The 25,338-nt window shown below is 61.4% G+C and carries 25 protein-coding genes; 18 read left to right on the top strand and 7 right to left on the bottom strand.

Annotation, left to right across the window (positions count from 1 at the left end):
• Nucleotides 1-515 precede the first annotated feature (515 nt).
• A complete protein-coding gene (locus NKI59_RS19535) occupies nucleotides 516-929 on the bottom strand; it encodes an XRE family transcriptional regulator (RefSeq protein ID WP_352706131.1) in 414 nt (137 codons plus the stop codon).
• Nucleotides 930-1,021: 92 nt separating this feature from the next.
• Between NKI59_RS19535 and NKI59_RS19530 the strand changes: the two genes are divergently transcribed.
• From NKI59_RS19530 to NKI59_RS19520, 3 genes are all read left to right on the top strand, one after another.
• The gene (locus NKI59_RS19530) at nucleotides 1,022-1,624 is read left to right on the top strand and encodes a patatin-like phospholipase family protein (protein ID WP_352706129.1); all 603 of its coding nucleotides are present in this window, start codon (nucleotides 1,022-1,024) and stop codon (nucleotides 1,622-1,624) included.
• A 438-nt stretch (nucleotides 1,625-2,062) separates the two neighbouring features.
• A complete protein-coding gene (locus tag NKI59_RS19525) occupies nucleotides 2,063-3,478 on the top strand; it encodes an ATP-binding protein (protein ID WP_023678416.1) in 1,416 nt (471 codons plus the stop codon).
• Between the two features lie 205 nt (nucleotides 3,479-3,683).
• The gene (locus NKI59_RS19520; protein WP_352706126.1) at nucleotides 3,684-4,706 is read left to right on the top strand and encodes a glycosyltransferase family 4 protein; all 1,023 of its coding nucleotides are present in this window, start codon (nucleotides 3,684-3,686) and stop codon (nucleotides 4,704-4,706) included.
• 12 nt (nucleotides 4,707-4,718) lie between these two features.
• Here NKI59_RS19520 and NKI59_RS19515 read toward each other — a convergent pair whose 3' ends face one another.
• The 3 genes from NKI59_RS19515 to NKI59_RS19505 all read right to left on the bottom strand — a co-directional run bounded on the left by NKI59_RS19515 (nucleotide 4,719) and on the right by NKI59_RS19505 (nucleotide 6,219).
• Nucleotides 4,719-5,078 (bottom strand): tRNA-binding protein, encoded by a 360-nt coding sequence (locus NKI59_RS19515; protein WP_352706124.1) that lies wholly within the window; start codon nucleotides 5,076-5,078, stop codon nucleotides 4,719-4,721.
• Nucleotides 5,079-5,084: 6 nt separating this feature from the next.
• A complete protein-coding gene (locus tag NKI59_RS19510) occupies nucleotides 5,085-5,585 on the bottom strand; it encodes a type III secretion system chaperone family protein (RefSeq protein WP_023678420.1) in 501 nt (166 codons plus the stop codon).
• 331 nt (nucleotides 5,586-5,916) lie between these two features.
• Entirely contained in the window at nucleotides 5,917-6,219 is a 303-nt protein-coding gene (locus NKI59_RS19505; protein WP_352706241.1) for an accessory factor UbiK family protein, read from the bottom strand.
• A gap of 131 nt (nucleotides 6,220-6,350) precedes the next feature.
• On the opposite strand from NKI59_RS19505, the gene lgt reads away from it, so the two are divergent.
• The 6 genes from lgt (at nucleotide 6,351) to NKI59_RS19475 (ending at nucleotide 12,228) form a co-directional block, all read left to right on the top strand.
• Nucleotides 6,351-7,202 carry a prolipoprotein diacylglyceryl transferase gene (lgt, locus tag NKI59_RS19500; protein WP_352706122.1) on the top strand — a complete coding sequence of 284 codons (852 nt, stop codon included), beginning with the start codon at nucleotides 6,351-6,353 and terminating at the stop codon, nucleotides 7,200-7,202.
• Nucleotides 7,199-8,287: a class I SAM-dependent methyltransferase gene (locus NKI59_RS19495; RefSeq protein ID WP_352706120.1), complete on the top strand. Its 1,089-nt coding sequence runs from the start codon at nucleotides 7,199-7,201 to the stop codon at nucleotides 8,285-8,287. Before lgt ends, NKI59_RS19495 begins: the two co-directional genes overlap by 4 nt.
• A gap of 139 nt (nucleotides 8,288-8,426) precedes the next feature.
• A complete protein-coding gene (pgeF, locus tag NKI59_RS19490) occupies nucleotides 8,427-9,215 on the top strand; it encodes a peptidoglycan editing factor PgeF (protein ID WP_352706118.1) in 789 nt (262 codons plus the stop codon).
• Nucleotides 9,215-10,366 carry a M24 family metallopeptidase gene (locus tag NKI59_RS19485; RefSeq protein WP_023678425.1) on the top strand — a complete coding sequence of 384 codons (1,152 nt, stop codon included), beginning with the start codon at nucleotides 9,215-9,217 and terminating at the stop codon, nucleotides 10,364-10,366. The genes pgeF and NKI59_RS19485 overlap by 1 nt, the downstream gene beginning before the upstream one ends.
• A gap of 54 nt (nucleotides 10,367-10,420) precedes the next feature.
• Nucleotides 10,421-11,041 (top strand): hypothetical protein, encoded by a 621-nt coding sequence (locus NKI59_RS19480; protein ID WP_352450502.1) that lies wholly within the window; start codon nucleotides 10,421-10,423, stop codon nucleotides 11,039-11,041.
• Nucleotides 11,042-11,292: 251 nt separating this feature from the next.
• Nucleotides 11,293-12,228 (top strand): ribose-phosphate pyrophosphokinase, encoded by a 936-nt coding sequence (locus tag NKI59_RS19475; RefSeq protein ID WP_023678427.1) that lies wholly within the window; start codon nucleotides 11,293-11,295, stop codon nucleotides 12,226-12,228.
• Between the two features lie 97 nt (nucleotides 12,229-12,325).
• On the opposite strand, the gene NKI59_RS19470 is transcribed toward NKI59_RS19475, so the two are convergent.
• Entirely contained in the window at nucleotides 12,326-13,207 is an 882-nt protein-coding gene (locus NKI59_RS19470) for an AraC family transcriptional regulator (RefSeq protein WP_352706116.1), read from the bottom strand.
• A gap of 131 nt (nucleotides 13,208-13,338) precedes the next feature.
• On the opposite strand from NKI59_RS19470, the gene NKI59_RS19465 reads away from it, so the two are divergent.
• A complete protein-coding gene (locus tag NKI59_RS19465) occupies nucleotides 13,339-14,589 on the top strand; it encodes an MFS transporter (RefSeq protein WP_352706114.1) in 1,251 nt (416 codons plus the stop codon).
• 123 nt (nucleotides 14,590-14,712) lie between these two features.
• On the opposite strand, the gene NKI59_RS19460 is transcribed toward NKI59_RS19465, so the two are convergent.
• Nucleotides 14,713-15,903, bottom strand: a complete 1,191-nt coding sequence (locus NKI59_RS19460) for a glycerate kinase family protein (protein WP_352706111.1) — start codon at nucleotides 15,901-15,903, stop codon at nucleotides 14,713-14,715.
• A gap of 1 nt (nucleotide 15,904) precedes the next feature.
• Entirely contained in the window at nucleotides 15,905-17,275 is a 1,371-nt protein-coding gene (locus NKI59_RS19455; RefSeq protein ID WP_352706109.1) for an SLC13 family permease, read from the bottom strand.
• Nucleotides 17,276-17,537: 262 nt separating this feature from the next.
• Here NKI59_RS19455 and NKI59_RS19450 point away from each other — a divergent pair, with 262 nt between their 5' ends.
• The 8 genes from NKI59_RS19450 to corA all read left to right on the top strand — a co-directional run bounded on the left by NKI59_RS19450 (nucleotide 17,538) and on the right by corA (nucleotide 25,265).
• Complete coding sequence (locus NKI59_RS19450) at nucleotides 17,538-19,142, top strand: sensor histidine kinase (RefSeq protein WP_352706107.1); 1,605 nt, start codon at nucleotides 17,538-17,540, stop codon at nucleotides 19,140-19,142.
• Nucleotides 19,120-19,800, top strand: coding sequence for a response regulator transcription factor (locus NKI59_RS19445; RefSeq protein ID WP_352706105.1), 681 nt, complete (start codon nucleotides 19,120-19,122; stop codon nucleotides 19,798-19,800). Before NKI59_RS19450 ends, NKI59_RS19445 begins: the two co-directional genes overlap by 23 nt.
• A gap of 391 nt (nucleotides 19,801-20,191) precedes the next feature.
• Nucleotides 20,192-20,686, top strand: coding sequence for a DUF2938 domain-containing protein (locus NKI59_RS19440; RefSeq protein WP_352706103.1), 495 nt, complete (start codon nucleotides 20,192-20,194; stop codon nucleotides 20,684-20,686).
• Nucleotides 20,687-20,933: 247 nt separating this feature from the next.
• Complete coding sequence (locus tag NKI59_RS19435; RefSeq protein WP_352469743.1) at nucleotides 20,934-21,578, top strand: 50S ribosomal protein L25/general stress protein Ctc; 645 nt, start codon at nucleotides 20,934-20,936, stop codon at nucleotides 21,576-21,578.
• A gap of 23 nt (nucleotides 21,579-21,601) precedes the next feature.
• Entirely contained in the window at nucleotides 21,602-22,327 is a 726-nt protein-coding gene (pth, locus tag NKI59_RS19430; protein WP_352706100.1) for an aminoacyl-tRNA hydrolase, read from the top strand.
• A 3-nt stretch (nucleotides 22,328-22,330) separates the two neighbouring features.
• Nucleotides 22,331-22,894, top strand: coding sequence for a hypothetical protein (locus NKI59_RS19425; RefSeq protein ID WP_352645069.1), 564 nt, complete (start codon nucleotides 22,331-22,333; stop codon nucleotides 22,892-22,894).
• Between the two features lie 77 nt (nucleotides 22,895-22,971).
• Nucleotides 22,972-24,075, top strand: coding sequence for a redox-regulated ATPase YchF (gene ychF / locus NKI59_RS19420; RefSeq protein ID WP_352706098.1), 1,104 nt, complete (start codon nucleotides 22,972-22,974; stop codon nucleotides 24,073-24,075).
• A 215-nt stretch (nucleotides 24,076-24,290) separates the two neighbouring features.
• Nucleotides 24,291-25,265 (top strand): magnesium/cobalt transporter CorA, encoded by a 975-nt coding sequence (corA, locus tag NKI59_RS19415; RefSeq protein ID WP_352680846.1) that lies wholly within the window; start codon nucleotides 24,291-24,293, stop codon nucleotides 25,263-25,265.
• Nucleotides 25,266-25,338: the final 73 nt, after the last annotated feature.

The raw sequence follows: 25,338 nt of genomic DNA, 5'->3' as shown, positions 1-25,338 counted from the left end.
GGCCCGTCAGTCGTCTGCGCTCCCGCATTCGGCGTCGCTTCTCATTCAGCCGCTTCTCCGGCGGCCATGCCGTGATGATGTGCTTGCCGTCCGACAGAACGTAGATCCGTTCGCCAAGACGATCGATTCTGACGGAGTAGATGGACGTCGTTTTCGATCGCTTTTCGATCGCTTTGGCATAGCCGGATTTGATATCCCGAACCAGATAGGAGAACTCGCCAGGCTCGAGCACGATGCTGTATCTGCGCCAGAGCTGCCGATGAAAATGCCAATGTCTTTTGGGGATGGAAGCGCCGAGCCACCGTGGATTGAAGTAAGGCTTTTTGCTCATTGGTCAGCTGCCCGACTTTGGAACATCTGTCGGAGTCGCTGAACTCGATCCAACGTCGGCGCTGGGTCGGTATCGCCGCTCGCGAGTCTGAGGAACTCGATCCATGCGAGTTCATTTGGCGTGATCGCCATCTCTGCGGTGCGCCTTCGGTAGAAGCCACCCGAAGCTTCGTCGTCGGCGCCCCTCATTTTCCGAATATCCCGCGGAGCGCAGCCCTCGACCTGGACGTCAGATTTGGATCTGAATAGTTTGACGCCTTGCGGATTTCCTCAAGCCAGGCGGCTTCGTTTTCCGTGACGATGGTCCCGAAAATGTTCCGGATTGCTAATTCTGTCGTGCCACCACCGAGCTGCTCGATGGCCATGGTGAAGAGTAAAGCCGGGTCGCATTCGAGTGCCCTCGCCAAGGCTGGGACTCGGTCGAGCGGCAGCTTGCTGCTGCCTACCTTGATGTTCGCCAACATAGTGTGTTGCGAGAAGCCAGCCTCGCTTGCTATTAGCGACTGTGTCTTGCGCGGCTTCAGCTCTAGAATGCGCCTTTCGACAAATTTTGCCAGTCTTGTGTCAGAGTAAGGCCTATTTGTTGTTTGTTTAACCATCGATCTACTCTCTTCGTCTCACAGCATCAACGTGCTGCTTGATCTGTTTATAGCGATCGACTTACGGGTTATTTAGCGTAGAACATGGCGAAATGCGGACGCGGCCAAAGTCGCCTCTCCGCAGCGACGCTCTCGACGAGATGCACCGCAATACGACACCGTCGCTCATCGAGGATATCGAGGCGGGTCAGAAGGCACCTAGGCATCGAGACGTGGCTGGTATCAGGTGTGTCCTGACAACTTTCCGGGAATGGTCGATCATCGGAGCTATGCTAGCCACCGACAAGCCTGTCGCCGAGATTCACAAGCTCTACAAGGAGCATGTTCCAAACGTCATGCGGCTCACCACGAAGACCGCGCGGTCCGCACAATTAGCCAAGCTTGCTGCCGATATCTTTAAGGACGACGGCTTCGATAAGGTCAAAACCGGCATCGGAATCGTCGCAACGCGCTGGCTCCAAGAGACACCCATTATTTTCAAAGCCGATGCAGGCCAGGCACATGGCCGGATAGCCAGCTTCGTCCCCGGCTTTGGCGTTAAGTTGGGAGATGCTGTTCAGGCGTCATGCTCAGCCTACCCATTCTTTTGGAAGAAGACCTTCACCATTCAGGGGACCGAAACCGTCCTGCTAGATGGCCGGTTGTGCGCCAACAATCCCACCCTTTATGCGATCGCCGACGCCGAACTGGCCTAGCTGCATGAAAAACGTCATCAACTGGATGCGCCTTCGATTGGTGCCCCTGACGGTCAGGTGCGTGACGCGATCGGCCAGCATGTTGGTCTTGCTGGAATCACCAGCACCAGCCCGCGATCGTTCCGTCGCCATGCTCAAGGGCCGGCACTGATATCGAGCGGCACGATTCCGTGACGTATATCTTAGCCCGTTTTGGTTTGAGAAAATCGCGAGGTGAGCATACATGTTCATCTATCGAATCGGGAGCAGTCTCGAGCGCAACGTGGAATTGTTGGGTTTGACAATATCGGAATAAACCCTTTGTTTTCAATGCTTGATAAACACGGGTTTGACAGCCTAACCACTTGAACTCAAACGGCTGTTCCAGAACGGCTCAGCGTGGAATAGAATGTCGCCGACAGCGGTCCTTTGCCGGGCCGCCGGTGAGCGAAAAGACGAATGGCGACCACGCAACTCGAACGGCCGGGAGATGGCGGCTTGAGCGCTCGCGCGACGCGGGCGCTCAAGGCCGTGCCGCGCGCCTGGAACCGTTTCTGGCGCCTGGTGTCGCTTTACATGCCGAAGCGGCTCTATGCCCGCTCGCTGATCATCGTCATCGCGCCGATGATCATGCTGCAGTCGGTCGTCGCCTTTGTCTTCATGGAGCGCCACTGGCAGACCGTGACGCAGCGCCTGTCGCAGGCCACGGTGCGCGACATCGCCGCCATCATCGACCTGATAGAGACCTATCCTCACGACGCCGACTACGCCAACGTCATCCGCATCGCCCAGGATCGCATGCAGCTGAAAGTCGACCTCCTACCGCCCGACCCGCTGCCGCCTCCCGGGCCAAAGCCGTTCTTCTCGATCCTCGACGAGATCCTTTCGTCCGAGATCACCCGCCAGATCAACCGTCCGTTCTGGATCGATACGGTCGGCAATTCCAATATCGTCGAGGTCCGCGTCCAGCTCGAGAACAAGGTGCTGCGCGTCTTCGTGCGCCGCAGCCAGGCCTATGCATCGAACACCCATATTTTCCTGATCTGGATGGTCGGCACCTCGCTGGTGCTGCTGATGATCGCCATTCCCTTCCTGCGCAACCAGATCCGGCCGATTCTGACGCTGGCCGAGGCGGCCGAGAGCTTCGGCAAGGGCCGGCCGATGCCGCGCGATTTTCGCCCGCGCGGAGCCGAGGAAGTCCGCCGCGCCGGCTTTGCCTTCATACAGATGCGCGAACGCATCGAACGCCAGCTCGAGCAGCGTACCGCCATGCTGAGCGGCGTCAGCCACGATCTGAGGACCATCCTCACCCGCTTCAAACTGCAATTGGCGCTTGCCGGGACCAAGGCGGCCGATACCCAGGCACTCGACCAGGACATCGACGACATGCAGTCGATGCTGGAAGGCTACCTTGCCTTTGCACGCGGCGAAGCTTCGGAAGACGCAGGTCAGTTCGATCTCGAAGCCTTCTTCGACAAGCTTCGCGAGGAAGCCGCGCTGCGCAAGCGCAAGCTGTCGACCGTGCTTGTCGGCGATCCGCATGTGCACGTGCGCCCCAATGCCTTTGCCCGGCTGCTGTCCAACGTCGTCGGCAATGCATTCCGCTATGCCAAGACGGTGGAGATCAATGCCAATCATGGGCGCGGGTCGCTGCTCGTCACCATCGACGATGACGGCCCGGGAATTCCGCCCGAAAAGCGAGAGGATGTATTCAAGCCGTTCGTGCGGCTGGACGAGGCCCGCAACCTCGACGCCAGCGGCACCGGCCTTGGCCTCTCCATCGCACGTGACATTGCCCGCAGCCATGGCGGCGACATCGTCCTCGAACGCAGCCCGCTCGGCGGCCTTCGGGCGGTGATCAAGGTCCCCGCTTGACGGCAGCGACACCCGGCCTTCATCGGCCCGTCATGAAACCATGGTGAAGAGCGCCAATGAAGCGCGCGATCCTGATTGATTCGGCCCTGCGGCCTCATTTCGACCCCGCGCCTGTCCGGGTGCGCCGGTGCGAGGTCAGAGTGGGGGCGTGGTCGCCGTTCAGGCATCGCGGCGAGGCAATCAAGCTTGCCGCCAAGGGACCGCCATGCGCATCCTGATGGTCACCGACGCCTGGCGCCCGCAAGTCAACGGCGTCGTCCACACGCTGGAGCGCCTCTCGGAGACCCTGAAATCCTTCGATGTCGAGACGGACTTCCTGACGCCGAACATCTTTCGCACTCTGCCTCTGCCGACCTATCCCGACATCAGGCTGGCGCTGACGACGCCGCACCGCGTGGCGCAGCTGATCGAGGCACGCAAGGCGGATCACATCCATATCGTCACCGAAGGACCGCTCGGCATTATGGCGCGGCGCTACTGCCGCAACGCCGGCCGTCCGTTCACGACCAGCTATCACACACGTTTTCCGGAATATCTGAGCGCACGCCTTCCGGTGCCTGAAGCATGGGCCTATCGCTGGCTGCGCGATTTCCACAATTCAGGACAGGGCACGCTGGTTGCCACACAGTCGCTTGCCAACGATCTTGCGGCGCGCGGCTTCACCAAGCTCCGGCCGTGGACGCGCGGCGTCGACACCGATCATTTTCGGCCGGACAAAAGAAAGGACCTGGGATTCCCCGGACCGATCTTCCTCTGCGTCGGCCGCGTCGCGATCGAAAAGAACCTGCCGGCCTTCCTAGACCTCGACCTGCCCGGCAGCAAGTTGGTCGTAGGCGAAGGGCCGGAATTGGCGAAGCTGAAGGCCAGATATCCCGATGCCCATTTCCTCGGCCATCGTCCGAACGACGAACTGGCCGAGATCTACGCCTCGGCCGATGTTTTCGTCTTCCCCAGCCGTACCGACACGTTCGGCAACGTCATCATCGAGGCGCTGGCCAGCGGCACGCCGGTCGCAGCCTATCCCGTCACCGGACCGATCGATATTGTGGGTGACGGCATCGGCGGCGCGGTGTCGGACGACCTGCGGCAAGCAGCGCTCGCCGCCCTTCACGTCGACCGCGCCGAGGCGCGGCAACGCGCGATGCGCTACAGCTGGAAGGCCTGCGCGGAAATGTTCATGGAAACGGTCGAAGAGGCGCTGGGTACCACGCGTAAACTGGCTGCGTGAACAACAGCGCAGCTAGAACAACCTGCCGCCGTCCGGCACCTTGCGCTCGATCGCGCCAAGGACGACGGCGCCCTCCTCGTCAGGAAAGCCGAGCGTCAGCACTTCCGACATGAATGGCCCGATCTGACGCGGCGGGAAATTGACCACCGCGAACACCTGCCGGCCGATCAGGGTTTCGGGCGTATAATATTTCGTGATCTGGGCCGAGGATTTCTTCACCCCGATCACGGGACCGAAATCGATTTTCAATTTGATCGCCGGCTTGCGCGCCTCGGGAAAAGGCTCGGCCTCGACGATCGTGCCGGCGCGGATGTCGACGCGGTCGAAATCGGCAAAGCTGATCTCGGGTTTTCGCGCGTTGCTCGAAACCATCGACGGTCAGGCGTTTCCGTAGGTTTCGAACAGCACGCCGGCCAACGCATCCTTGGCCGAAGTTCCCGACCAGACGACGAACTGGAACGCCTGGAAATAGCATTCGCAGGCCTCCAGCGCCGACGACAGCAGCACCTCGACCTGCTGGCTCGACGGCTCGACCCCACCGGCCAGCAGCAGCGACTGGCGGAACATGATGGCGCCTTCCTGCTCCCAGAGATCGAAATGGCCAAACAGCATCTGCTCGTTGATCAGCGAAAGCAGCCGCATCACCTCGAGCGCGCGCGCCTCCGGGACCTTGATGTCGAAGGCGCAGGCCAGGTGCAGCGCCTCGTAGTCCTCCATCCAGGAGAATGAAACGTGGTAGTCGGTCCAGCTTCCGGCAACCGAGATCGAGATCTCGTCGTCGCCGGCCCGCTCGAAGGACCAATCGTTGTTGTGCGCCACCTGCTCGATAACATCCACCGGATGGATTTCGCGGGAGAATTCGAGTTCGAGAAGTTCCATGAAATGCTTCCTGTCGTTCTGGGAGCGCCACCACACGCTCCGCGGGAGAGGCACACTCGAACAATTCTGCCTAGAACTCGGACGGCCAGGACTTCGTCAACGCAAAGACCCCGGACCGGACCCCACCGCCCGGCGCATGACCCTGCTCCGAATCATGCAACAAATTCAGTCTATTGATCGGGAGTCGCGTGACCAGCCAAATTTTTCGCACTGCGTCATTCGCATGTGGAAAGGCGCTGTCACAAAGATTCACGCAGTACCGGTAAGCGATTCACGACAAAGCGCTTTTTGCGATCCGGCTTTGTGGAAAAGTTTAACGATTTATTTCTTGTTATTTTTTTGCACGCGGCTTTGACGCAGCCGCAGGCGCTGCTTGACCGGTCAATTCGGCAAGCCTGGCCTCGAGCGCCTCGATGCGAGCGGCGAGGCGGGTGTTTTCTTCCCTGGCCTTCGCCGCCATGTCGCGAGCGGCCTCGAATTCCTCGCGCTGCACCACGTCCATGGAGTTGAGTATGCGCTCGGCCTGGCCCCTGAAGGCGGTCTCCACCTCGCGCCGCACGCCTTGCGCGGCACCGGCTGCATCGGTCATCAGCTTGGCGAATTCATCGAGAATGCGGTTCGGTCCGGTCGCCATGGCAAATCCTCGCTTGGTCGAATTGACGTAGTGGCGCACGATTCGGAATGCAAGCATATGCTTGCCTTGACCCCGCCAAAAGCCTGCCGCATGGTCCGCGCCCGAACCTGATTGGGAACCCGGAGACCCTGTTGAGCGAATATTTGCTGCCGCTGGCCGCCCTGCCCTTTCCCAACATCGACCCGGTCATCGTCCGGATCGGACCGCTGGCGGTGCATTGGTACGGCGTCGGCTACATCGTCGGCATTCTGTTCGCCTGGTGGTATGCCAAGCGCCTCGTCACCAACCCAAAACTGTGGCCCGACGGCACCCTGCCGATGAAGCCCGTCGACCTCGACGACTTCATCGTCTGGGCAGCCATCGGTGTGGTGCTTGGCGGACGCACCGGCTACGTGCTGTTTTACGATCTCAAGCGCTATATCGCCCATCCGCTCGATATCGTTGCCGTCTGGCAGGGTGGCATGTCTTTCCATGGCGGCCTGATCGGCGTCATTCTCGCAATGACGCTGTTTTCCCGGTCTCGTGGCATCCGCACATGGTCGCTGTTCGACGTGGTTGCCGCCGGCGTGCCGGTGGGGCTTGGCCTCGTTCGCCTGGCAAACTTCATCAATTCCGAACTATGGGGCCGGCCGACCGACGTTCCATGGGCATTCGAATTCCCCAATGGCGGCCCATTTGCACGCCATCCGAGCCAGATCTACGAGGCGCTGCTCGAAGGGCTGGTGTTGTTCCTTGTCCTGCGCTTCCTCACCCATTCGCGGCTCAAGCTGAAGGCGCCGCGCTTCGTCGGCGGCGCCTTCATCGCCGGCTATGGCGCCTCGCGCATCTTCGTCGAATTCTTTCGCGAGCCCGACCAGCAGCTTGGCTACCTCCTTGGCACGAGCTGGCTGACCATGGGAATGGTGCTGTCACTGCCGATGGTGCTGGCCGGCATCTGGGCGATGGCTACAGCCAAGCCGGTGACAAAACCGCAGCCGGCATGACGCGGCTGAAGACCCGCATCGCCGAGCTGATCGGTGCCGTGGGACCGATCCCCATCAGCGAATACATGGCGCTCTGCCTGTTCGATCCGCAGGACGGCTATTATACGACACGTGAGCCGTTCGGCGCCGCCGGCGACTTCGTCACCGCGCCGGAGGTCAGCCAGATGTTTGGCGAGCTGGTCGCCATCTGGCTCTATCAGGCGTGGCTGGCGATCGACCGGCCGACGCCGGTCGCCATCGCCGAAATAGGCCCCGGCCGCGGCACGCTGATGAGAGATATGCTGCGCACGCTTTCGCGGCTCGATCCGACGCTTACCGCCAGCGCATCGTTCGCCTTGATCGAGACCAGTCCGCGGTTGACCGAGGTCCAGAAACGAACGCTTGCCGGGACGTCGGCCACCATCGCCTGGCATGAGGCCGTCGACACACTGCCGCAGGGGCCGCTTCTGATTGTTGGTAACGAGCTGTTTGACGCGGTGCCCATCCGCCAGTTCGTCCGCGCTGGGGCCGGCTGGCGCGAGCGGATGATCGGTCTCGACGATGCGAACCGGCTGCGCTTTTTCGTCGGCGCCGGCTCGCTTGACCCGATGCTGCTGCCGGAGGGTGCCGAGAATGCGCCGCAAGGTGCCATCGTCGAGGTGGCGCCAGCCCGCGCCGCCCTGATGGCGGCCATCGCCGGGCGACTTGCCGGATTTGGCGGCGCCGGCCTGTTTCTCGACTACGGTCACCTCCAGCCCGGGATCGGCGACACCTTGCAGGCCTTGCGCAAGCACGGTCATGAGGACGTGCTGGCCAATCCGGGGCAGGCCGATCTCACAGCCCATGTCGATTTCGCTGCCCTCGCGGCAACCGTTCGGGCACACAGCCTCGATGCCCACCTTTCAACGCAAGGTGAATTCCTGCTCAAGATGGGGCTTCTCGAACGAGCTGGCCGGCTCGGCGCCAATGCCGATGAGGCAGCTCGCGAAAAGATCGCGGCCGACGTCGAGCGCCTCGCCGGCCCGCTGGCCATGGGCGAACTCTTCAAGGTGCTTGCCGTCCTCCCCGCCGGCATTGCCGTTCCGCCGTTTCCAAGCACGGATTGACTTTTCGCTGCCGCCTCTCTCACTCTCCCGTCTCCGACTAGCGCCCGACATCAACTGCGCCAGCCTTCAACTGACCAGCCTTCAACTGCGCCCCTTCAACTCGCTTGACGAAATCGCCCATACGGACAACAAAGCCGCCATGCTGAATCAGACCAAACCGGATCCCGTTCGGTCGCCCTTGCTGGAAACGGCGCAAGGCATCCGCCACGGCTACTTCACGCGAGTCGGCGGCATTTCCAGCGGCATCTACCGGGGCCTCAACATCGGCACCGGCTCGAACGACGACCAGACGCTGGTGCGCGAGAATCGCCGCCGGGTCGCCGAATGGATGGGCGTGCCTGCAAACCATCTGCTGACCGCTCACCAGGTTCATTCGCCGGACGTCGTCATTGCCAGGGAGCCTTTTGCCGGCGAGCGGGCCAAGGCCGACGCCATTGTCACCGACCGGCCGGGCATTGCCGTCGGTGCCTCGACCGCCGACTGCGGACCGGTCCTCTTCGCCGACGCCGAGGCGCGCATTATCGGCGCCGCCCATGCCGGCTGGAAAGGCGCTTTCACCGGAGTGCTGGAAAACACCATCGCGGCAATGGAAAGCCTCGGCGCCCGGCGCGACCGCATCGTCGCAGTGCTCGGTCCTTCGATCGGCCCACGGAATTACGAAGTCGGACCGGAATTCGTCGCCCGTTTCGTCGACGCCGATGCCGGCAATGCTCGCTATTTCGCGCCCTCCGCAAATGTCGGACACGCGATGTTCGATCTCAACCGCTACACGGTCGACCGGCTGACCAAGGCTGGCGTCAACGCCGAAGGACTTGGCCGCTGCACCTATGCCGAGGAAGAGCTTTTCTACTCCTATCGGCGCAGCACGCATCGCAACGAGCCCGACTACGGGCGGCAGGTTTCGGCAATCGTTTTGGAGGCTGACTGATGGCGCTGCATTTCGAACGCTCGGAATTCGACGCGCGGCGCGATCGACTGATGATCGAGATCGCCGAAAAGAAGCTCGACGCCGTCCTGCTGTTTGCCCAGGAAAGCATGTATTGGCTAACCGGCTACGACACCTTCGGCTTCTGCTTTTTCCAGTGCCTGGTGGTCAAGGCCGACGGCTCGATGGTGCTGCTGACGCGTTCGGCCGACTTGCGCCAGGCGCGCCACACCTCGATCATCGACAACATCGTTTTGTGGACGGACCGCAACGGCGCCAATCCGGCGGTAGATCTGCGCAATCTGCTCAACGAGCTTGACCTGCTCGGCGCCCGGATCGGCGTCGAATACGACACCCACGGCCTGACCGCCTATAATGGCCGGCGCCTCGACGAGCAGTTGCAGACCTTCGGGCAGATCGCGGATGCCTCCGGCATTGTCAGCCGGCTACGGCTGTTCAAGAGCCCGGCAGAAATCGCCAAGGCGGAAAAAGCCGCAAATCTGGCCGACGACGCGCTGGACGCAGCACTGCCGCTGATCAAGCAGGGCGGCGATGAGGCGCTGATCCTCGCCGCCATGCAAGGTGCGATCTTTGCCGGCGGCGGCGATTATCCGGCCAACGAGTTCATCATCGGCTCCGGAGTCGACGCCCTGCTTTGCCGCTACAAGGCCGGTCGCCGCAAGCTCACCAAGAACGACCAGCTGACGCTCGAATGGGCCGGTGTCTTCCACCACTACCATGCGGCAATGATGCGCACGGTGTTGACCGGCAAGGTATCGAAACGCCACCAGGAATTGTTCGATGCCGCCCGCGCCGCGCTACTTGCAGTCGAGAAGGCGATGACGCCCGGTAATACGTTCGGCGACGTGTTCGACGCCCATGCCCGCACCCTCGAAGCCCACAATCTGACCAAGCACCGGCTCAATGCCTGCGGCTATTCGCTCGGCGCCCGCTTCACCCCGTCCTGGATGGATATGCCGATGTTCTATCAGGGTAATCCCGAACCGATTGCGCCGAACATGACGCTGTTCGCCCATATGATCATCATGGACTCCGAAACCGAAACCGCGATGACGCTTGGCCGCACCTATCTGACCACCGAATCCCAGCCGAAGCCGCTGTCCCGCCATGATCTCGACTTGATCGTGCAGTGAATCCATAATGGAAAGAGTGTGAGGGGCGTTCGTCGCCAAGGAGTTTTCAGGCTAATGAGACGATCGCATGTGACGACCGTGTCATTGCTCGTGGCGCTGGCACTGGCGGCCTGCACCAATGCGAAGGACGTTCTCGAACCCTCGGCCATTGCCCCACAATCGACGCAATCGCTCTCCGGAGCCGGAGGTGCCGCAACGCCCCCCGCAACTCCGGCTCAGCCTGCCGGCACCGCGCAAACTGCAGATACAGCGCAGCCTTCCGCTGCAGCAGCCGTGCCGCTCGCCAAAAGCGCGGCTGCCATTGCGCGGACCCGGCTGCAGGTGGCGCCGATCGTCGGCGCCTCGGTAGAAGCCGCGACACCGCTGACCGCCGAGCTTCAGACACGCGCCAGGCAGCGCGGCATCACCTTGGCCGGCAGCACCGACCAGACCCCAACGCATGTGCTCAAGGGCTATTTCTCGACTATGACGGAAGGCAAGGACACTACCGTCATCTATGTCTGGGACATCTATGACCCGGCCGGCAACCGGCTGCATCGCATCAACGGCCAGCAGAAGGCGCCCTCTGTTGGCGGCGGCGAAGGCTGGACGGCGGTCGCGCCGGCGACCATGCAGGCAATTGCCGACCAGACAATCGACCAGTTCGCCACTTGGCTTGGCGGCGGCGCCGGCTGACCTGGAGCATAATTCCGAAAGTGGAATCCGGTTTTCGGAAAAGAGCATGCTCAGACTGAAAGATAGAGCTATCCCGATTCCGTCGGCATGGAACTGGCTCTATCGCCGCATGCTCAAGCCGTAAGCGTTTATTGAGATTAGCCGGCGGATTCCCATTCACGACGCTTGCAATACCGGCGCGGGCCGCTAAAAGCCCGACTAAGAGGCTGGAGTGCTATCGGAGTCTCTCAATCCTTCGCCAGGAACGGTGCATGAAGCTCTTCGCGGGCAATTCCAACAGGGTGCTGGCCGAATCAGTCGCCCGCTACCTCAACATTCCGCTGGGCAAGGCCAGCGTCAGGCGCTTCGCCGACCAGGAAATCTTCGTCGAGATCCAGGAGAACGTGCGCGGCGAGGACGTCTTCATCCTGCAGTCCACTTCGTTCCCGACTAACGATCATTTGATGGAACTGCTCATCATGATCGACGCCTTCATGCGCTCCTCGGCCAAGCGCATCACTGCAGTTATTCCTTATTTCGGCTATGCCAGGCAGGATCGCCGCGCCTCGGGCCGCACACCCATCTCGGCCAAGCTGGTCGCCAACATGATCACGAGGGCGGGCGTCAACCGGGTGCTGACCCTGGATCTCCATGCCGGCCAGATTCAAGGCTTCTTCGACATCCCGACCGACAATCTGTTTTCCGTGCCGGTCATGGCCCGCGACGTAAAGGCGAAATACAAGCAGCTTGCCAATGTCATGGTGGTGTCGCCGGATGTCGGCGGCGTGGTCCGCGCCCGCGCGCTCGCCAAGCGCATCGACGCCCAGCTTGCCATCGTCGACAAGCGCCGCGAGCGCCCCGGCGAATCGGAAGTCATGAACGTCATCGGTGACGTGCGCGGCAAGGATTGCCTGTTGATCGACGACATCATCGATTCGGGCGGCACGCTGTGCAATGCGGCCGATGCGCTGCTTGCCGACGGCGCCACCAGTGTCACCGCCTATACTACCCATGGCGTTTTGTCCGGCGGCGCCATCGCCCGCATCGGCGCCTCGAAACTGCAGGAACTGGTCATCACCGATTCCATCCAGCCGACCCAGGCAGTGCTGGACGCCGCCAATATCCGCGTCATCTCCATCGCCGAACTGATGGGCGAGGCGATCTCGCGCACGGCGACCGAGGAATCGGTGTCGAGCCTGTTCGATTGATGCGTGTCGCGCAAAGTGCAGCGGTTTTGCGATAACGACATGCATAAAAGCAAGAACCCAAAGCGCCTCGCATGAGGCCGGTCGAACGCGACGCCCTTCAGGGCTGCGACTCAGGCCGAGCCGGACCGCTTATTCGTCGCACACCTTCGCCAGCATCACGGGCGCCCCGCATGTAACCGCGTGGCGAGGCTCCCAGCATGCGCTTGAACATGGTGATGAAGGCCGGCACGCTGTCATAGCCGAGATCGAGCGCCACCCTCGTGATCGGCTCGCCGTCGGCCAGCCGTGGCAGCGCCGCGAACAGACAGGCCTGCTGACGCCAGGTCGACAGCGACAATCCGGTCTGGCGGTGGAACGCGCGGGTGAAAGAGCGGCGGCTCATGCCGACGATAGCGGCCCACTCATCGATCGTCGCATGCGGTGACGGTGCCGAGACGAAGCGCCGGCACAGCGTCGCCAGCCTTGCATCGGACGGGAACGGAAGGCCGAGCGGCCGTTCCGGCAGGTTCGGGATTTCGTGCAGCAGGAGCTTCATGATCAGTCCGCCCCGCCCCTCCAGCTCGGCGCCTTGCGGCAGCTTTTCCGATTCCACGATCAGGCTGTGCATCAGGTCGGTGATGCCGACGACACGCAACCCGTCCGGCAGGCCGGGAATGGCCTCCGGCATCACATAGACGGACCGCATGCTGACGTCGCCCAGCATCTCGACGGAATGTTCGGTGCCGGCAGGGATCCACATCGCGTGGTCCGGAGGCACCATCCAGCGCCCATGCCGCGTCGTCACCAGCACGACACCCACCAGCGCGTGCAGCAACTGGCTGCGGCTATGATGGTGCCGTGGCACATGGTAGCCGTCCGGATATTCGGTCGGCAGCGCCACTGCCGGCCCTACGGCCTGCTCCAGCCATTGCCAGCGACGCTCATGTAACAGCCCGAGATCGGTGTCGCCCGCTCTGAATATTTCCCTGCCATGCGGCATCAGCTATGGCCCACTTGCGAAACTATTGGACCAAACCACGAAAGAAGTCGCGTGACAAGCAACGTATAAGGCAGCCGGCCCTATAAGACCGCCTGCGGGAAGCGCCCGCCAAAAAGACCACGGAGCCTGCCTTGACCGATACCACAGCAACCGCCGACGCCAAGCCGGCAGCGGCCAGCCACATTTCAGCTCAGGCGACGGCCTTCACCGTCATCCTGGCGGTGAGCTTCTGCCATTGCATCAACGACATCATGCAGTCGCTGCTGTCGGCGATCTATCCGCTGCTGAAGGACAATTATGGTCTCGATTTCTGGCAGATCGGCCTTTTGACTTTCACCTTCCAGGTGACGGCATCCTTGCTGCAGCCGGTGATCGGCATGATTACCGACAAGCGGCCTATGCCTTATTCGCTGCCCTACGGCATGGCTTCTTCGTTGATCGGCCTGGTCGTGCTGGCCTATGCCGGACATTACTCGCTGCTCCTCATCGGCGCCTCGCTGATCGGCATCGGCTCGGCGATCTTCCACCCGGAATCCTCGCGCATCGCCCGCTTCGCCTCTGGTGGCAGGTTCGGTCTGGCACAGTCGCTGTTCCAGGTCGGCGGCAATTTCGGCCAAGCCATGGGTCCGCTGCTGGCAGCTTTCATCGTCGTGCCCTTCGGCCAGACCAGCATTGCCTGGTTCGCCGGCGGCTCGCTGATCGGCATCATCGTGCTGTGGCAGGTCGGCGGCTGGTACAGCCGCCTGCGTGCCGCACAGGGCACCCGCAAGGCGGCAGGTTTCGTCTCGCCCTTCCCGCGCCGCAAGGTCCTGGGCGCGCTGGCGGTGCTGACCTTGCTGGTATTGACCAAGAACGCCTACATCGCCAGCCTGTCCAGCTACTACACCTTCTATGCCATCCATAAATTCGGCGTTTCGGTGCAGATGTCGCAGGTCATGCTGTTCCTGTTCCTCGGCGCCTCGGCCCTGGGCATCCTGCTCGGCGGCCCGTTCGGCGACCGCTACGGACAAAAGGCGATGATCTGGTTCTCGATCGTCGGCGTGCTGCCCTTCACGCTGGCCCTGCCCTATGCCAATTTCGAGTGGACGATGGTTCTCACCGTGCTGATCGGCCTGATCCTGTCCTCGGCCTTCTCGAACATCGTCGTCTTCGCCCAGGAACTGGTGCCCGGCCGCGTCGGCATGATCGCCGGCATCTTCTTCGGCTTCGCCTTCGGCATGGGCGGCATCGCCGCCGCCGTGCTTGGCGTCGTCGCCGACATGAAGGGCATCGATTTCGTGTTCCAGGTCTGCTCGTATTTGCCGCTGCTCGGGCTGCTGACGGTTTTTCTTCCCAACATGAAGGAAGCGAGAAAGCTCAATGCGGGGACCACGATCGGGTGAAGTTTGGGTTGGACTTCGGCTTCCCCGCCCATCGGGCAGCGCGAAATTCGGTTCTCGACAAAGACTTCGAGCCGGTCAGGGCCGCCGCGTAGCGACATCGCGGCCATTGGCTGACACGCTCCGTCATCTGAACTTGAAAGCACGCGTCGCCCACATCAGCCGGAATGCCTGCTCGGCAGCGTTCGCCAGCAGCGTGTCGGCGTCACGGATCGCATCTTCGAGGGAACACGGTCGGCACAGAATGCTGAAGAAGGCATCGATGCCGATGTCGTGCGTCGCCTCTGCACCTGCTCCGATCGTTCCGGCCAAGGCGATGACGGGCAGATTGTGACGTTTCGCGCGCCGGGCAATCTCGGCTGGTATCTTTCCAAAGCTCGTCTGACCATCCAGGCCTCCCTCGGCTGTCATGACGATGTCGGCGTTTGACAGCCGATGATCGAGATCCATATACCGCAGGATCAGGTCGAAGCGCGGATGCAGCCGGGCCCCGGCAAAGGCGTGAAGTCCGGCGCCGAGTCCCCCGGAAGCTCCTCCGCCGACAAGCGGCGTCACGTCGACGCCGAGGTCGCGGCGAACGACGTGAGCGACATTTTCCATGCCCTGCTCGAGCAAAACCACCTGGTCAGGTGTTGCACCCTTTTGCGGGCCGAACACCCGGGCGACGCCTCTCTCGCCGAGCAGCATGTTGTAGGGATTTACCGCGACGTCGATACGAACATTCGAAAGGCGATGATCACGACTGGAAAGATCGACACGAGCTAGCGATGAGAGGGCCGAGCCGCTCCCCGAAATGGGACGGCCGCCGCCATCGAGCAGACGCACGCCTAATGCTTGGGCCATGCCGGTTCCTGCATCGTTGACACCCGAGTCACCGCAGCCGATCAGAATTCTTTCCGCGCCAAGATCGAGCGCAAAACGAATCAACTCACCAACCCCATAACTTATAGTGCGGGTCGGGTCACGCATGTCCGTGGGGACGAGCCGGAGCCCGGCAGCCGCCGCGATTTCCAGAACTGATGTCCGTTTCTTTCTTCGCCCGAGAAAACCGACATTGGCCGCCACGGGTTGTCCCACCGGTCCCGTCACTGTGACGGAATGCAGCTCGCCATCAGACAATTCAACAAGGGTCCGCGTAAAATCCTCGCCGCCATCCACCATTGGAAGGCCCAGGATCTTTGCTGTCGGAACGGCATTGCGAACGCCCCGCGCCAATGCAGCGATGACATCACGAACGCCGAGGCTCTCCTTAAAGCCGGAGGGTGCGACCAATACTCGAAGCCGTCTTCGTTTCGTCAATCCTTTCTTTTTCGACATTCTACGGCTCTCCAGGAAGTTGCAGATGGAGCGTGTTGAGCAGGGCTCCGGTGGCTGGCCACACGGCGACCGCGAACACGACGATGAGGATGAACTGCATCGGCAGCAGGATTGAGCTGAGCAAGGCGAGGTCTTTCGGGCCGTAGCCTTCCTCGTCGACCCCCGCGAAAAGCGCCACCGGTTTCGCGCAGATCGCGAGGGTTTGGCAAAAGCCAGTCGCCGAGACGAGGACAAACATTGCAAGGAGAGGGTCGAGCCGCGCTGTCGATGCGAGCATTAGCGCCGGGGGCAGCAGCACCGAGACACGCGCCGTGCGACTGTGGATCACGAGATGACTGAAAAGCCCAAGCAAGGCTAATAAGGAGATAAGCGCCAACGGGCCCAAGCCGGTGCCGCGCAGTGGATCGACCGTCGTCTCGATCAACCACCGATTGAGGCCTGATGCCGTCAGGCCGTCTGCCAAGCAGATCGTCGCCGCCAGAAACAAGAGCAGCTTCCACTCCGCACTCTTGATTGCATCGCCAAACGCCACGGAGCCGACTCCAGGAAGCGTGGCCAAGAGAGCGCCGCCAAGAGCGATAACGGTGGCATCAAGTCCGTGGACAGGTTCGGTCAGCCACGCGATGACAACCCCGCCGGCGATCCAGAGTATCGGCTGCCGTGCCAATCCGGCACCGCCACTAGTCACCGTCGTTGGCTGCAAAAGGGTCATCCGCCGTTCGACCGGCGACAGGAAAAGCCGGAGCAGGCATTCGACCGAAAGGAAGGTGCTCACGGCCGCAAACGGCAGGCCGAAAACGATCCATTCCAGATAGCTTACTTTCACACCCGAGAGGCGGCCGACCATTTCGATCGCCAGCAGATGGGCACCGGCGCCGACGGGCGATGCAATGGCCGAGAGCAGGATAACAGTGGGGAACAGCAGCGCGAAGGCCCTTCGCAACCGGGCGCTTCCACAGCGTCCCGCGATCGCCTGATAGGCGGGGATCATCAAAGCTGCGCGACCTGAGGTCGACGGAATGACGAAGGCTGTGGCGATCATGACGGCCGTCAAGGAATAGGCGATTGTGCGAACCGATCGCATGCGCCCCGTCACGAGGCCGAGAACGCGATCTGCGACCCCACTCGCCTTGAAGGTGGCCGCCAATATGAAGGAGGCAAGCAATAGCCAGATCAACTCATCGCCGAGCGCATGAAACAGCGCGCCTGGATCACGGTTGACCAGCAGCGCCATTGCCAATCCGGCGGCGATTGCAACGAAGGCATCGTCGAACCGCGTTAAGGTCCACCCGATGATCGCGACAAGCAGGATCTCGAGCGCTCGCCGGGCGTCGGACGGGAGCGCGGGGAGGCCGAATTCAATGATGGCCACACACAGGGATGCACAGGTTCCGATCAGTGCGGCTCGCCATATCGGCCAGAGCACCGGCGGTGTCCTTTCCCGAAGGGTGGCGTCACTGTCGGTCCGAAAATCTACTTGTGCCAACCGAAACCTCGTCTAGTTCGTCGCCAACGTGGCGATGAGGGCGTCGCACACCCTCCGCTCGAACTTAGGAGGTTCCGATTAGACGCTTGGGAGGGCTCCGGTTAGAATTTGGTGAGAGGCATTATCCGATCGCCGGCAGGATTACCGCATGACCGTTCGAGGCCGCATCTTCCTATTTCAAATCGTCATTCTCGCCCTTGTCGGACTGATTTCAGGACTGGCATTCGCAACACTCCAGCTGACAGAGGAATTCGTCCGCCGAATCGACAGCGTCCACGGGCGGTTCGAGGCGCTCGCCGAACTCAATGGGCATGCCAACAATTACACCGAGCAACTCGCTGAAGTCTTGCTGCTTGGGCCCGAGCAAATGCCGGATTTCGAAGCGGCACGAGAAGCAGTGAAATCCGGATTCTACAAGCTGGAGGGCGCCACTCGCGAGGAACTCGGCGCTCTCGGATATTGGAGCGATAGACGCCAGGAGGAGGCCGAACTCAGATTCGTCGGCCGCATCAAGGCGCTGTTTAAGGCGATCGATCGGGCCGCCCAGCGACTGTTTAGCCAGCGAACAAAGGGGGATCCAAAGGGCATCGTAGACGCCTTCCGCAACGATGTGGAGCATCGACTGGAGAGCGATCTCGAAGAAATGATCGAAGCCGCTTTGCACGATGAGCGCAGGGAGGTTGGAGAGGAACTCGCCGGCGTCCGTGGCGCACAATGGCGACTGCTGCTGCTGACCGGCGGCTTCGCTGCGTTGCTCATGCTGGGCAGTCTAGGGTTCGGCCTCGTCCTGCGACGATCAATCGCCACACCTGTGCGTGAACTGAACGAAAGCGCCAAAGCCATCGCTGCAGGCAAGCTCGACCATCGCGTTTCCGCGACCGGACGCGACGAGTTCGCTTCCCTCTCGCGAAGTTTCAACAGCATGGCCGAGGCCCTCGAGATCGAACGTGCTGCTCTGATTTCGGTACAGGACCGCTTGGAGGCGGAGGTTCAGTTGCGCACCCGTGAACTGCGGAAAGCCAATGAGCAACTGAGAGCTATCGATAGCCGACGCACACAATTTTTTGCGGAGGCAAGCCACGAACTCCGCACGCCGTTGACGATTCTCCGCGGAGAGGCCGACGTTGCCCTCCGCGGCCAACCGCGTGTTCGACCTTACCGCGAAGCTCTGAGCCGAATCCGCAATTACGCTGAAGATATGGCTCGCAACCTGGGGGACCTTCTGGCATTCGCCCGCTCCGAAGCCGAAAATTTCAGGTTCTCCTTGCACAACATCGATACCGGTGAGGTTGTGAAGGCGGCCGTTCAGGAGGCTTCCGTACTCGCAGGTCCCAAGCAGATTTCCGTTGATCTGTCGCTCAACCCAGACCATTGCCTCATTCGGGGTGACGCCCAGCGCCTAAAGCAAGCGCTGCTGATCGGCTTCGACAACGCCATAAAGTACTCAAAGCCATATCAGACGATAGCAGTCGAGATGGCTGAGCGTCATGGAATGGTTGAGATCGCCATCCGCGACAACGGTTCAGGGATCGATGTCAACGATCTCCCGTTCGTGTTTGACCGTTATTATCGCGGGCGTGTCGGCGGGAGGTCCGCAGCCGACGGCCTTGGTGTTGGCCTCGCGATCGCCAAGGAGATTATAGACGGGCACAATGGCACAATCGGCCTTGAAGGAATTGAGCCTTCGGGAACCCTCCTCAGAATCAGACTGCCGCTGGTACATCGCACCTATGATTCGAATCCTGATCGTTGAAGACGACCGGCGTGTCTCCGACTTTCTCCGCCGGGGGTTGGAGGCCGAAGGCTTCCACGTGAGTGTCGCGGAGGACGGTCGCGAGGGACTAGCCATTATTCGCACGGATCCATTCGATCTCGTGATCCTGGACCGTCTGCTTCCCTACCTGGACGGCCTTGAGCTGTGCCGGATCGTGCGATTGGAGCAGTGGCCGGTTCTCATCCTGATGCTGACCGCGAAGGAGACAATTCAGGATCGCGTAGATGGGCTCAAGGGCGGTGCCGACGATTACCTGACGAAACCGTTTGCGTTTGATGAACTGGTGGCCAGGATTGACGCGCTGCGCCGACGCCGTCAGGGTGCAGTGGATCGGCAGTTGCTTCGAGTGAGCCGTCTCAATCTCGACACGAGCGCTCGTCGTTTTACGGACGGCGACCGGGAAATCAGCCTTACCCGACGCGAATTCGACCTTCTGTATTTCCTCATGCTCAATGCGGGGAAAGTGGTTAGCCGCGAGCGCATCCTCAACAATGTCTGGTCATACAGCTTCGAACCCGGGACGAAGATCGTGGAGGTATACATTCGCTATCTACGTGCGAAGCTCGGGCCGGATGCATCGGCTAGCATTCAGACGGTTCGTGGGATCGGCTACATGCTGGTCGAGCGGAAGCCATAGAAGGTAGAGCGAACCTCTTTATCGCACCGTTCTCGCCACTCGCTGGAAACCTTCCCTTCCGCAACGCCGCTTCCACCGCCGAATAGGGTGTTCATTGGCTTCCCTTCATGCTTCCGGCGCGCCGTCCAGCCGCCGTGGGCATTGCCCCGCCGGGGTCCCAGCTTTCCATTTATATTCGGGCTCGGCCCGGCGACGCCGATTTGGCGGCCGCTAACCGCTTTCGTAATTCACGCCCTCTACCCCCAGGCCTGCAGCCGCCCAGTCGGGCAAGCCGCCTTCGAACCGGCGCGAGGCCCAGCTTCGCGCCCTCAGGATTGCCAAAGCGTCGGCAGACAGAACGCACTGGACCCCACGACAATAGGCGACAACGAGTGAAACAAGAGATGCCAAAATGTTGGAGTTCGTTGTTCGTGCGGCCGTCGTTGGAATCGGCGCGACAGCCCTGATGGACCTCTGGGGATGGTTTCTGAAGCGAATGTTCGCGATTCCACCGCTTGATTACGCCTGGGTCGGCCGCTGGATCGGGCACTTTCCACATGGACGTTTTGCACATGCGAATATCGCACAAGCTGCCCGCGTTCGCGGCGAAACCGCCATTGGATGGAGTGCGCATTACGCGACCGGCATCGTATTTGCCGCAGCGCTGATTGGAGTGTGGGGCCTCGACTGGGCACGGCACCCGACAGTGCTTCCGGCCCTGTTGGTCGGCGTCTGCACCATCGTCGCCCCGTTCTTCGTGATGCAACCGGCTTTTGGGATCGGCATCGCGGCTTCGAAAGTTCCCAACCCGCGCACTGCGCGCCTGCGCAGCCTTATGGCCCATCTGTCTTTCGGGGTTGGGCTGTACGTTGCAGCATTGCTTTCGGCATTGCTACTTCCGGCCTGATGGGACACGGTCCATCCTTGGCGCCCTTCCGCCCGCTTGCACCTCGCGCCGCCTTCCGCTATAGAGCCGCCACCCGCGTAGACACCCTTGGAGGCAACGCGGCGGAAGGCCGCCTTCCCGCATGATCCCAAAAAGTGGATTCCGGTTTTCGGACCAGGTCATGCGTTAGCTATGTCGGCTTTCGACGTTTACGGCCCCGGCACGTTGCCGGCCGCGAACGCTCCAGAACAACGCGAAAGGAAATGCCATGAGCCACGATACTTACGAGCTCAAGGCCGAAGCGCGCGAACAGGTCGGTAAGGGGTCCGCCCGTGCAGTTCGCCGCAACGGTAAAGTGCCTGCAGTGATTTACGGCGACAAGCAGCCTCCCTTGGCGATTGCGCTGACCTACAAGGACATCTACTACAAGATCCATGGCGGCGGGTTTCTGACCACGGTCGCCACGATCGATGTCGACGGCAACAAGATCCAGGTTCTGCCCAAGGATTTTCAGCTCGACCCGGTCAAGGATTTCCCTGTCCATGTCGATTTCCTGCGCATCGGCAAGGATACCGAAGTCAACGTCGATGTGCCCGTGCACTTCATCAATGAAGACAAGTCGCCCGGCATCAAACGCGGCGGCGTGCTCAACATCGTGCGCCACGAGGTCGAGTTCCACTGCCCGGCCAATGCGATCCCGGATTTCATCACCGTCGATCTCACCGGTACCGATATCGGCGATTCGATCCACATTTCGGCCGTCACCTTGCCGGCCGGCGTCAAGCCGGTGATCTCCGACCGCGACTTCACCATCGCGACCATTGCCGGCTCCTCGGCGATGAAGCCGGAGGCTGCGGAAGAGACGACTGAAGCGGCTGCGCCCGAAGCGGCTCCTGCCGCCGAAGAGAAGTAACCCCTTCCCGCCCGGAGGCGACGATGCTTGTCTTTGCAGGCCTCGGCAATCCGGGCGCGAAATACGCCAACAACCGGCACAATGTCGGCTTCATGGCGGCGGACGCGATCGCCCGCCGCCATTCCTTTTCGCCCTGGTCGAAGAAATTCCAGGGTCTGATCGCCGAAGGCACGCTTGCCGGCGAAAAGGTGATCCTGATCAAGCCGCAGACCTTCATGAACCTGTCCGGCCAGTCGGTCGGCGAAGCATTGCGCTTCTACAAGCTCGGCCCTTCGGCGCTGACTGTCTTTTATGACGAGATCGACCTTGCCGCCGGCAAGGTGCGGGTCAAGGTCGGTGGCGGTTCCGGTGGCCACAACGGCATCCGCTCGCTCGACCAGCACGTCGGCAAGGATTTTCGCCGTGTGCGCATCGGCGTCGGCCATCCCGGCGTCAAGGAAATGGTGCACGGCCATGTGCTTGGCGATTTCGCCAAGGGCGACCGCGAATGGCTGGACGTGCTGCTCGACGCAATCGCCGATGGTGCCGGATTGCTTGCCAAGGGCGACGACAATTCGTTCATGAACCGCGTGACGCTGGCGCTGCGCGACAAGCTCACGCCGACGGACGACGACGATCGCCCGCCGCCCAAGGCGCCAAAGGCGCAAAGCCACGTCCGCCAGGCGCGGCCGCAGCAGCCGGCGGCCAAGCTGCCCGAAACCGGCCCGATGGCGGCCATGCTGAAGAAGCTTTTTGGCGGCAAGGAATGAGCCATGGATCTGGATGACATTCAGGAATTGGTCCGTCTCATCAGACAGAAGTATGTTGATTATTTCGTCGCCGCTGCCGGCGAACTTGCTCGCAACAGCCAAGGATCGCATGCGACCGAAATCAAGTTTTCGAACGTCGATTCCTTCTATCGAAATTTCATCGCGGTTGATTTCGTCAGTAATGACGGACAGCCAAATCCGCAATTCATCAACAGCGATTCCTATGTGAAATTCTCTCCGGATATTCACGCCGGGATGGGTGGAATGGATGTCCTCATCTCACCTTTCAGGTGGGATGAGGTTCATTTTAAATTCCCTATAAATGAGCTCGACGGCGATCTCTTCGACGAATGGTTTCGCGGCTGGTTCGATATCGATGGCGAGCGTGAAACATCGGAGACCGTCGGAAACGTCATTCACAGTGCGCAATTGCTCGACGGGCAACTGACCATCGATTTCGGAACCGCTGAGGTCGACGCGTTCTGGCATCTTCTGCAAATACTGAGCAGGTCCGGCGTTCGTTCGTTGGCGATAGGCACCGATGACATCGCGCAGCGTCTGAATTGAATTGCGCCTTGACGATCATCGGCGCTTTCGCCCATAGCCCTGATCAAATTTCGATTTCCCGATAGGACCAGACAAAAATGGGTTTCAAATGCGGCATCGTTGGCTTGCCCAATGTCGGCAAGTCGACGCTCTTCAATGCGTTGACCAGGACGGCGGCGGCGCAGGCCGCCAATTATCCGTTCTGCACCATCGAACCGAATACCGGAGAGGTGGCGGTGCCCGACCCGCGCCTGCAGAAGATCGCCGCGATCGGCAAGTCGAAGGAGATCATCCCGACCCGCATCTCGTTCGTCGACATTGCCGGCCTAGTGCGTGGCGCCTCCAAAGGCGAAGGGCTTGGCAACCAATTCCTCGCCAACATCCGTGAGGTCGACGCCATCGTCCATGTGCTGCGCTGCTTCGAGGATGACGACATTACCCATGTCGAAGGCCGCATCGATCCTGTCGCTGATGCCGAGACCGTCGAAACCGAATTGATGCTTGCCGACCTCGACAGCATTGAGCGCCGCATCGTGCAGATCCGCAAGCGTGCCGCCGGCAAGGACAAGGAAGCAGCGACCGTACTTCCGATGATGGAAGCGGCGCTTGAACTGCTGCAGGCCGGCAAGCCCGCCCGCATCCTGCTCAACGGCATCTCGGCTGAGGATCTGCGCATCCTGCAGGGGCTGAATCTCTTGACCTCACACCCGGTGCTTTACGTCTGCAACGTCGCGGAAGCCGATGCCGCCACCGGCAACGCGCATACCAGGGCGGTCGAGAAGATGGCCGCCGCGCAAGGTGCCCGCACCGTTGTGATTTCCGCGGCGATCGAGGCCGAGGTCGCCCAGCTCTCGGACGAAGAGGAAATGGAATTCCTGGCAACGCTCGGTCTGGACGAACCCGGCCTGAACAAGGTCATCCGCGCCGGCTACGAGCTGCTCCAGCTCATCACCTACTTTACCGTTGGCCCCAAGGAGACACGCGCCTGGACCGTGCACAATGGCGCCAAGGCGCCGCAGGCGGCAGGCGTCATCCACACCGATTTCGAGCGCGGCTTCATCCGCGCCCAGACCATCGCCTATGACGACTTCGTCAGGCTGGGCGGCGAAGTCGCGGCCAAGGAGGCCGGCAAGGCGCGCGACGAAGGCAAGGAGTATATCGTCCAGGACGGCGACATCATGCTGTTCAAGTTCAACACCTGAACCGGCGAGGAAGCCCAATGGTCACCATTGCCGTCGCTCGATGACAAACTTCAAAGCAGGGTCGCAGTGCCTCTTGCGCTGCTTGACGGGCCATCGTGCGGGGTCTAAGGGGCCTCTGCACCGGCCTCGCGCCTCGCCTGCCCGCGTCCGTGCGATGTGACTGACGCGCCCCCTCCAAACGAACGCTCTTTGGCAACAGCAAGGGAGACCCGGCGATGATCAAGGCCTTCGTCGTCGACAATGATCGCCTGCGCCTGGTCGACGATCTCCTGCAAAACAGCGACACTGTCGTCTGGGTCGACCTCTTCAACCCGACAAAGGAAGAAGAGACGACAATCGAGACCTGGCTCGGCGTCGCCGTTCCGACCCGCGAAGAGATGGAAGAGATCGAGATCTCGAGCCGTCTCTACGTCGAGGACGGCGCCTACTTCATGACCGCCATTCTGCCGGCGCAGACCGAGGTGAACGATCCGTTGATGTCGCCGGTTACCTTCGTGCTCGCCGGCAGCAGGCTGATAACCGTGCGGTACCACGAACCGAAGGCGTTCAAGACCTTTCCGCTGCGCGCCGAAAAGGTGGCGACCGGTTGCACCAGCGGTGACACCATCCTGATCGGACTGCTGGAGGCGATCGTCGACCGCCTCGCCGACATTCTGGAGCGCGCCGGCCGCGACGTCGAGGCGATCTCGCGCGACATCTTCGAGGCACGCTCGACCAAGGTTTCCAAGCGCAACCGCGACTTCCAGGAGCTGTTGAAAGGCATTGGCCGCAAGGAGGACCTCGCCTCCTCGATCCGCGACAGCCTGATCTCGCTGCAGCGCCTTGCCGGCTTTCTCGCCCATGCCTCCACGCAAAGCAGGATGAGCAAGGACACCCGCGCTCGCATCAAGACCTTGTCGCGCGACGTGCTGTCGCTCGCCGACCACGCCACGTTCCTGTCGCAGAAGATCAGCTTCCTGCTCGACGCGACGCTCGGCATGATCTCGATCGAGCAGAACGCCATCATCAAGATCTTCTCCGTCGCCGCTGTCATCTTCCTGCCGCCGACGCTTGTCGCTTCGATCTACGGCATGAATTTCGACATCATCCCTGAGCTCAAATGGCACTTTGGCTATCCCTTCGCCATCGGCATGATGGTGCTTTCGGCAATCCTGCCCTTCTGGTATTTCCGCCGCCGCGGCTGGCTATAGGGTCGTCAATACCGCGCTGCGGCTTGGGCGCAGCGGGCTGGCGCAATAGAAATTGCTTGACCAAATGCCACGC

Origin of the sequence: Mesorhizobium sp. M0598 (genome assembly GCF_040320865.1) — a bacterium.
GTDB lineage: Bacteria > Pseudomonadota > Alphaproteobacteria > Rhizobiales > Rhizobiaceae > Mesorhizobium.
This window is presented reverse-complemented; position numbering and strand designations above follow the sequence as displayed.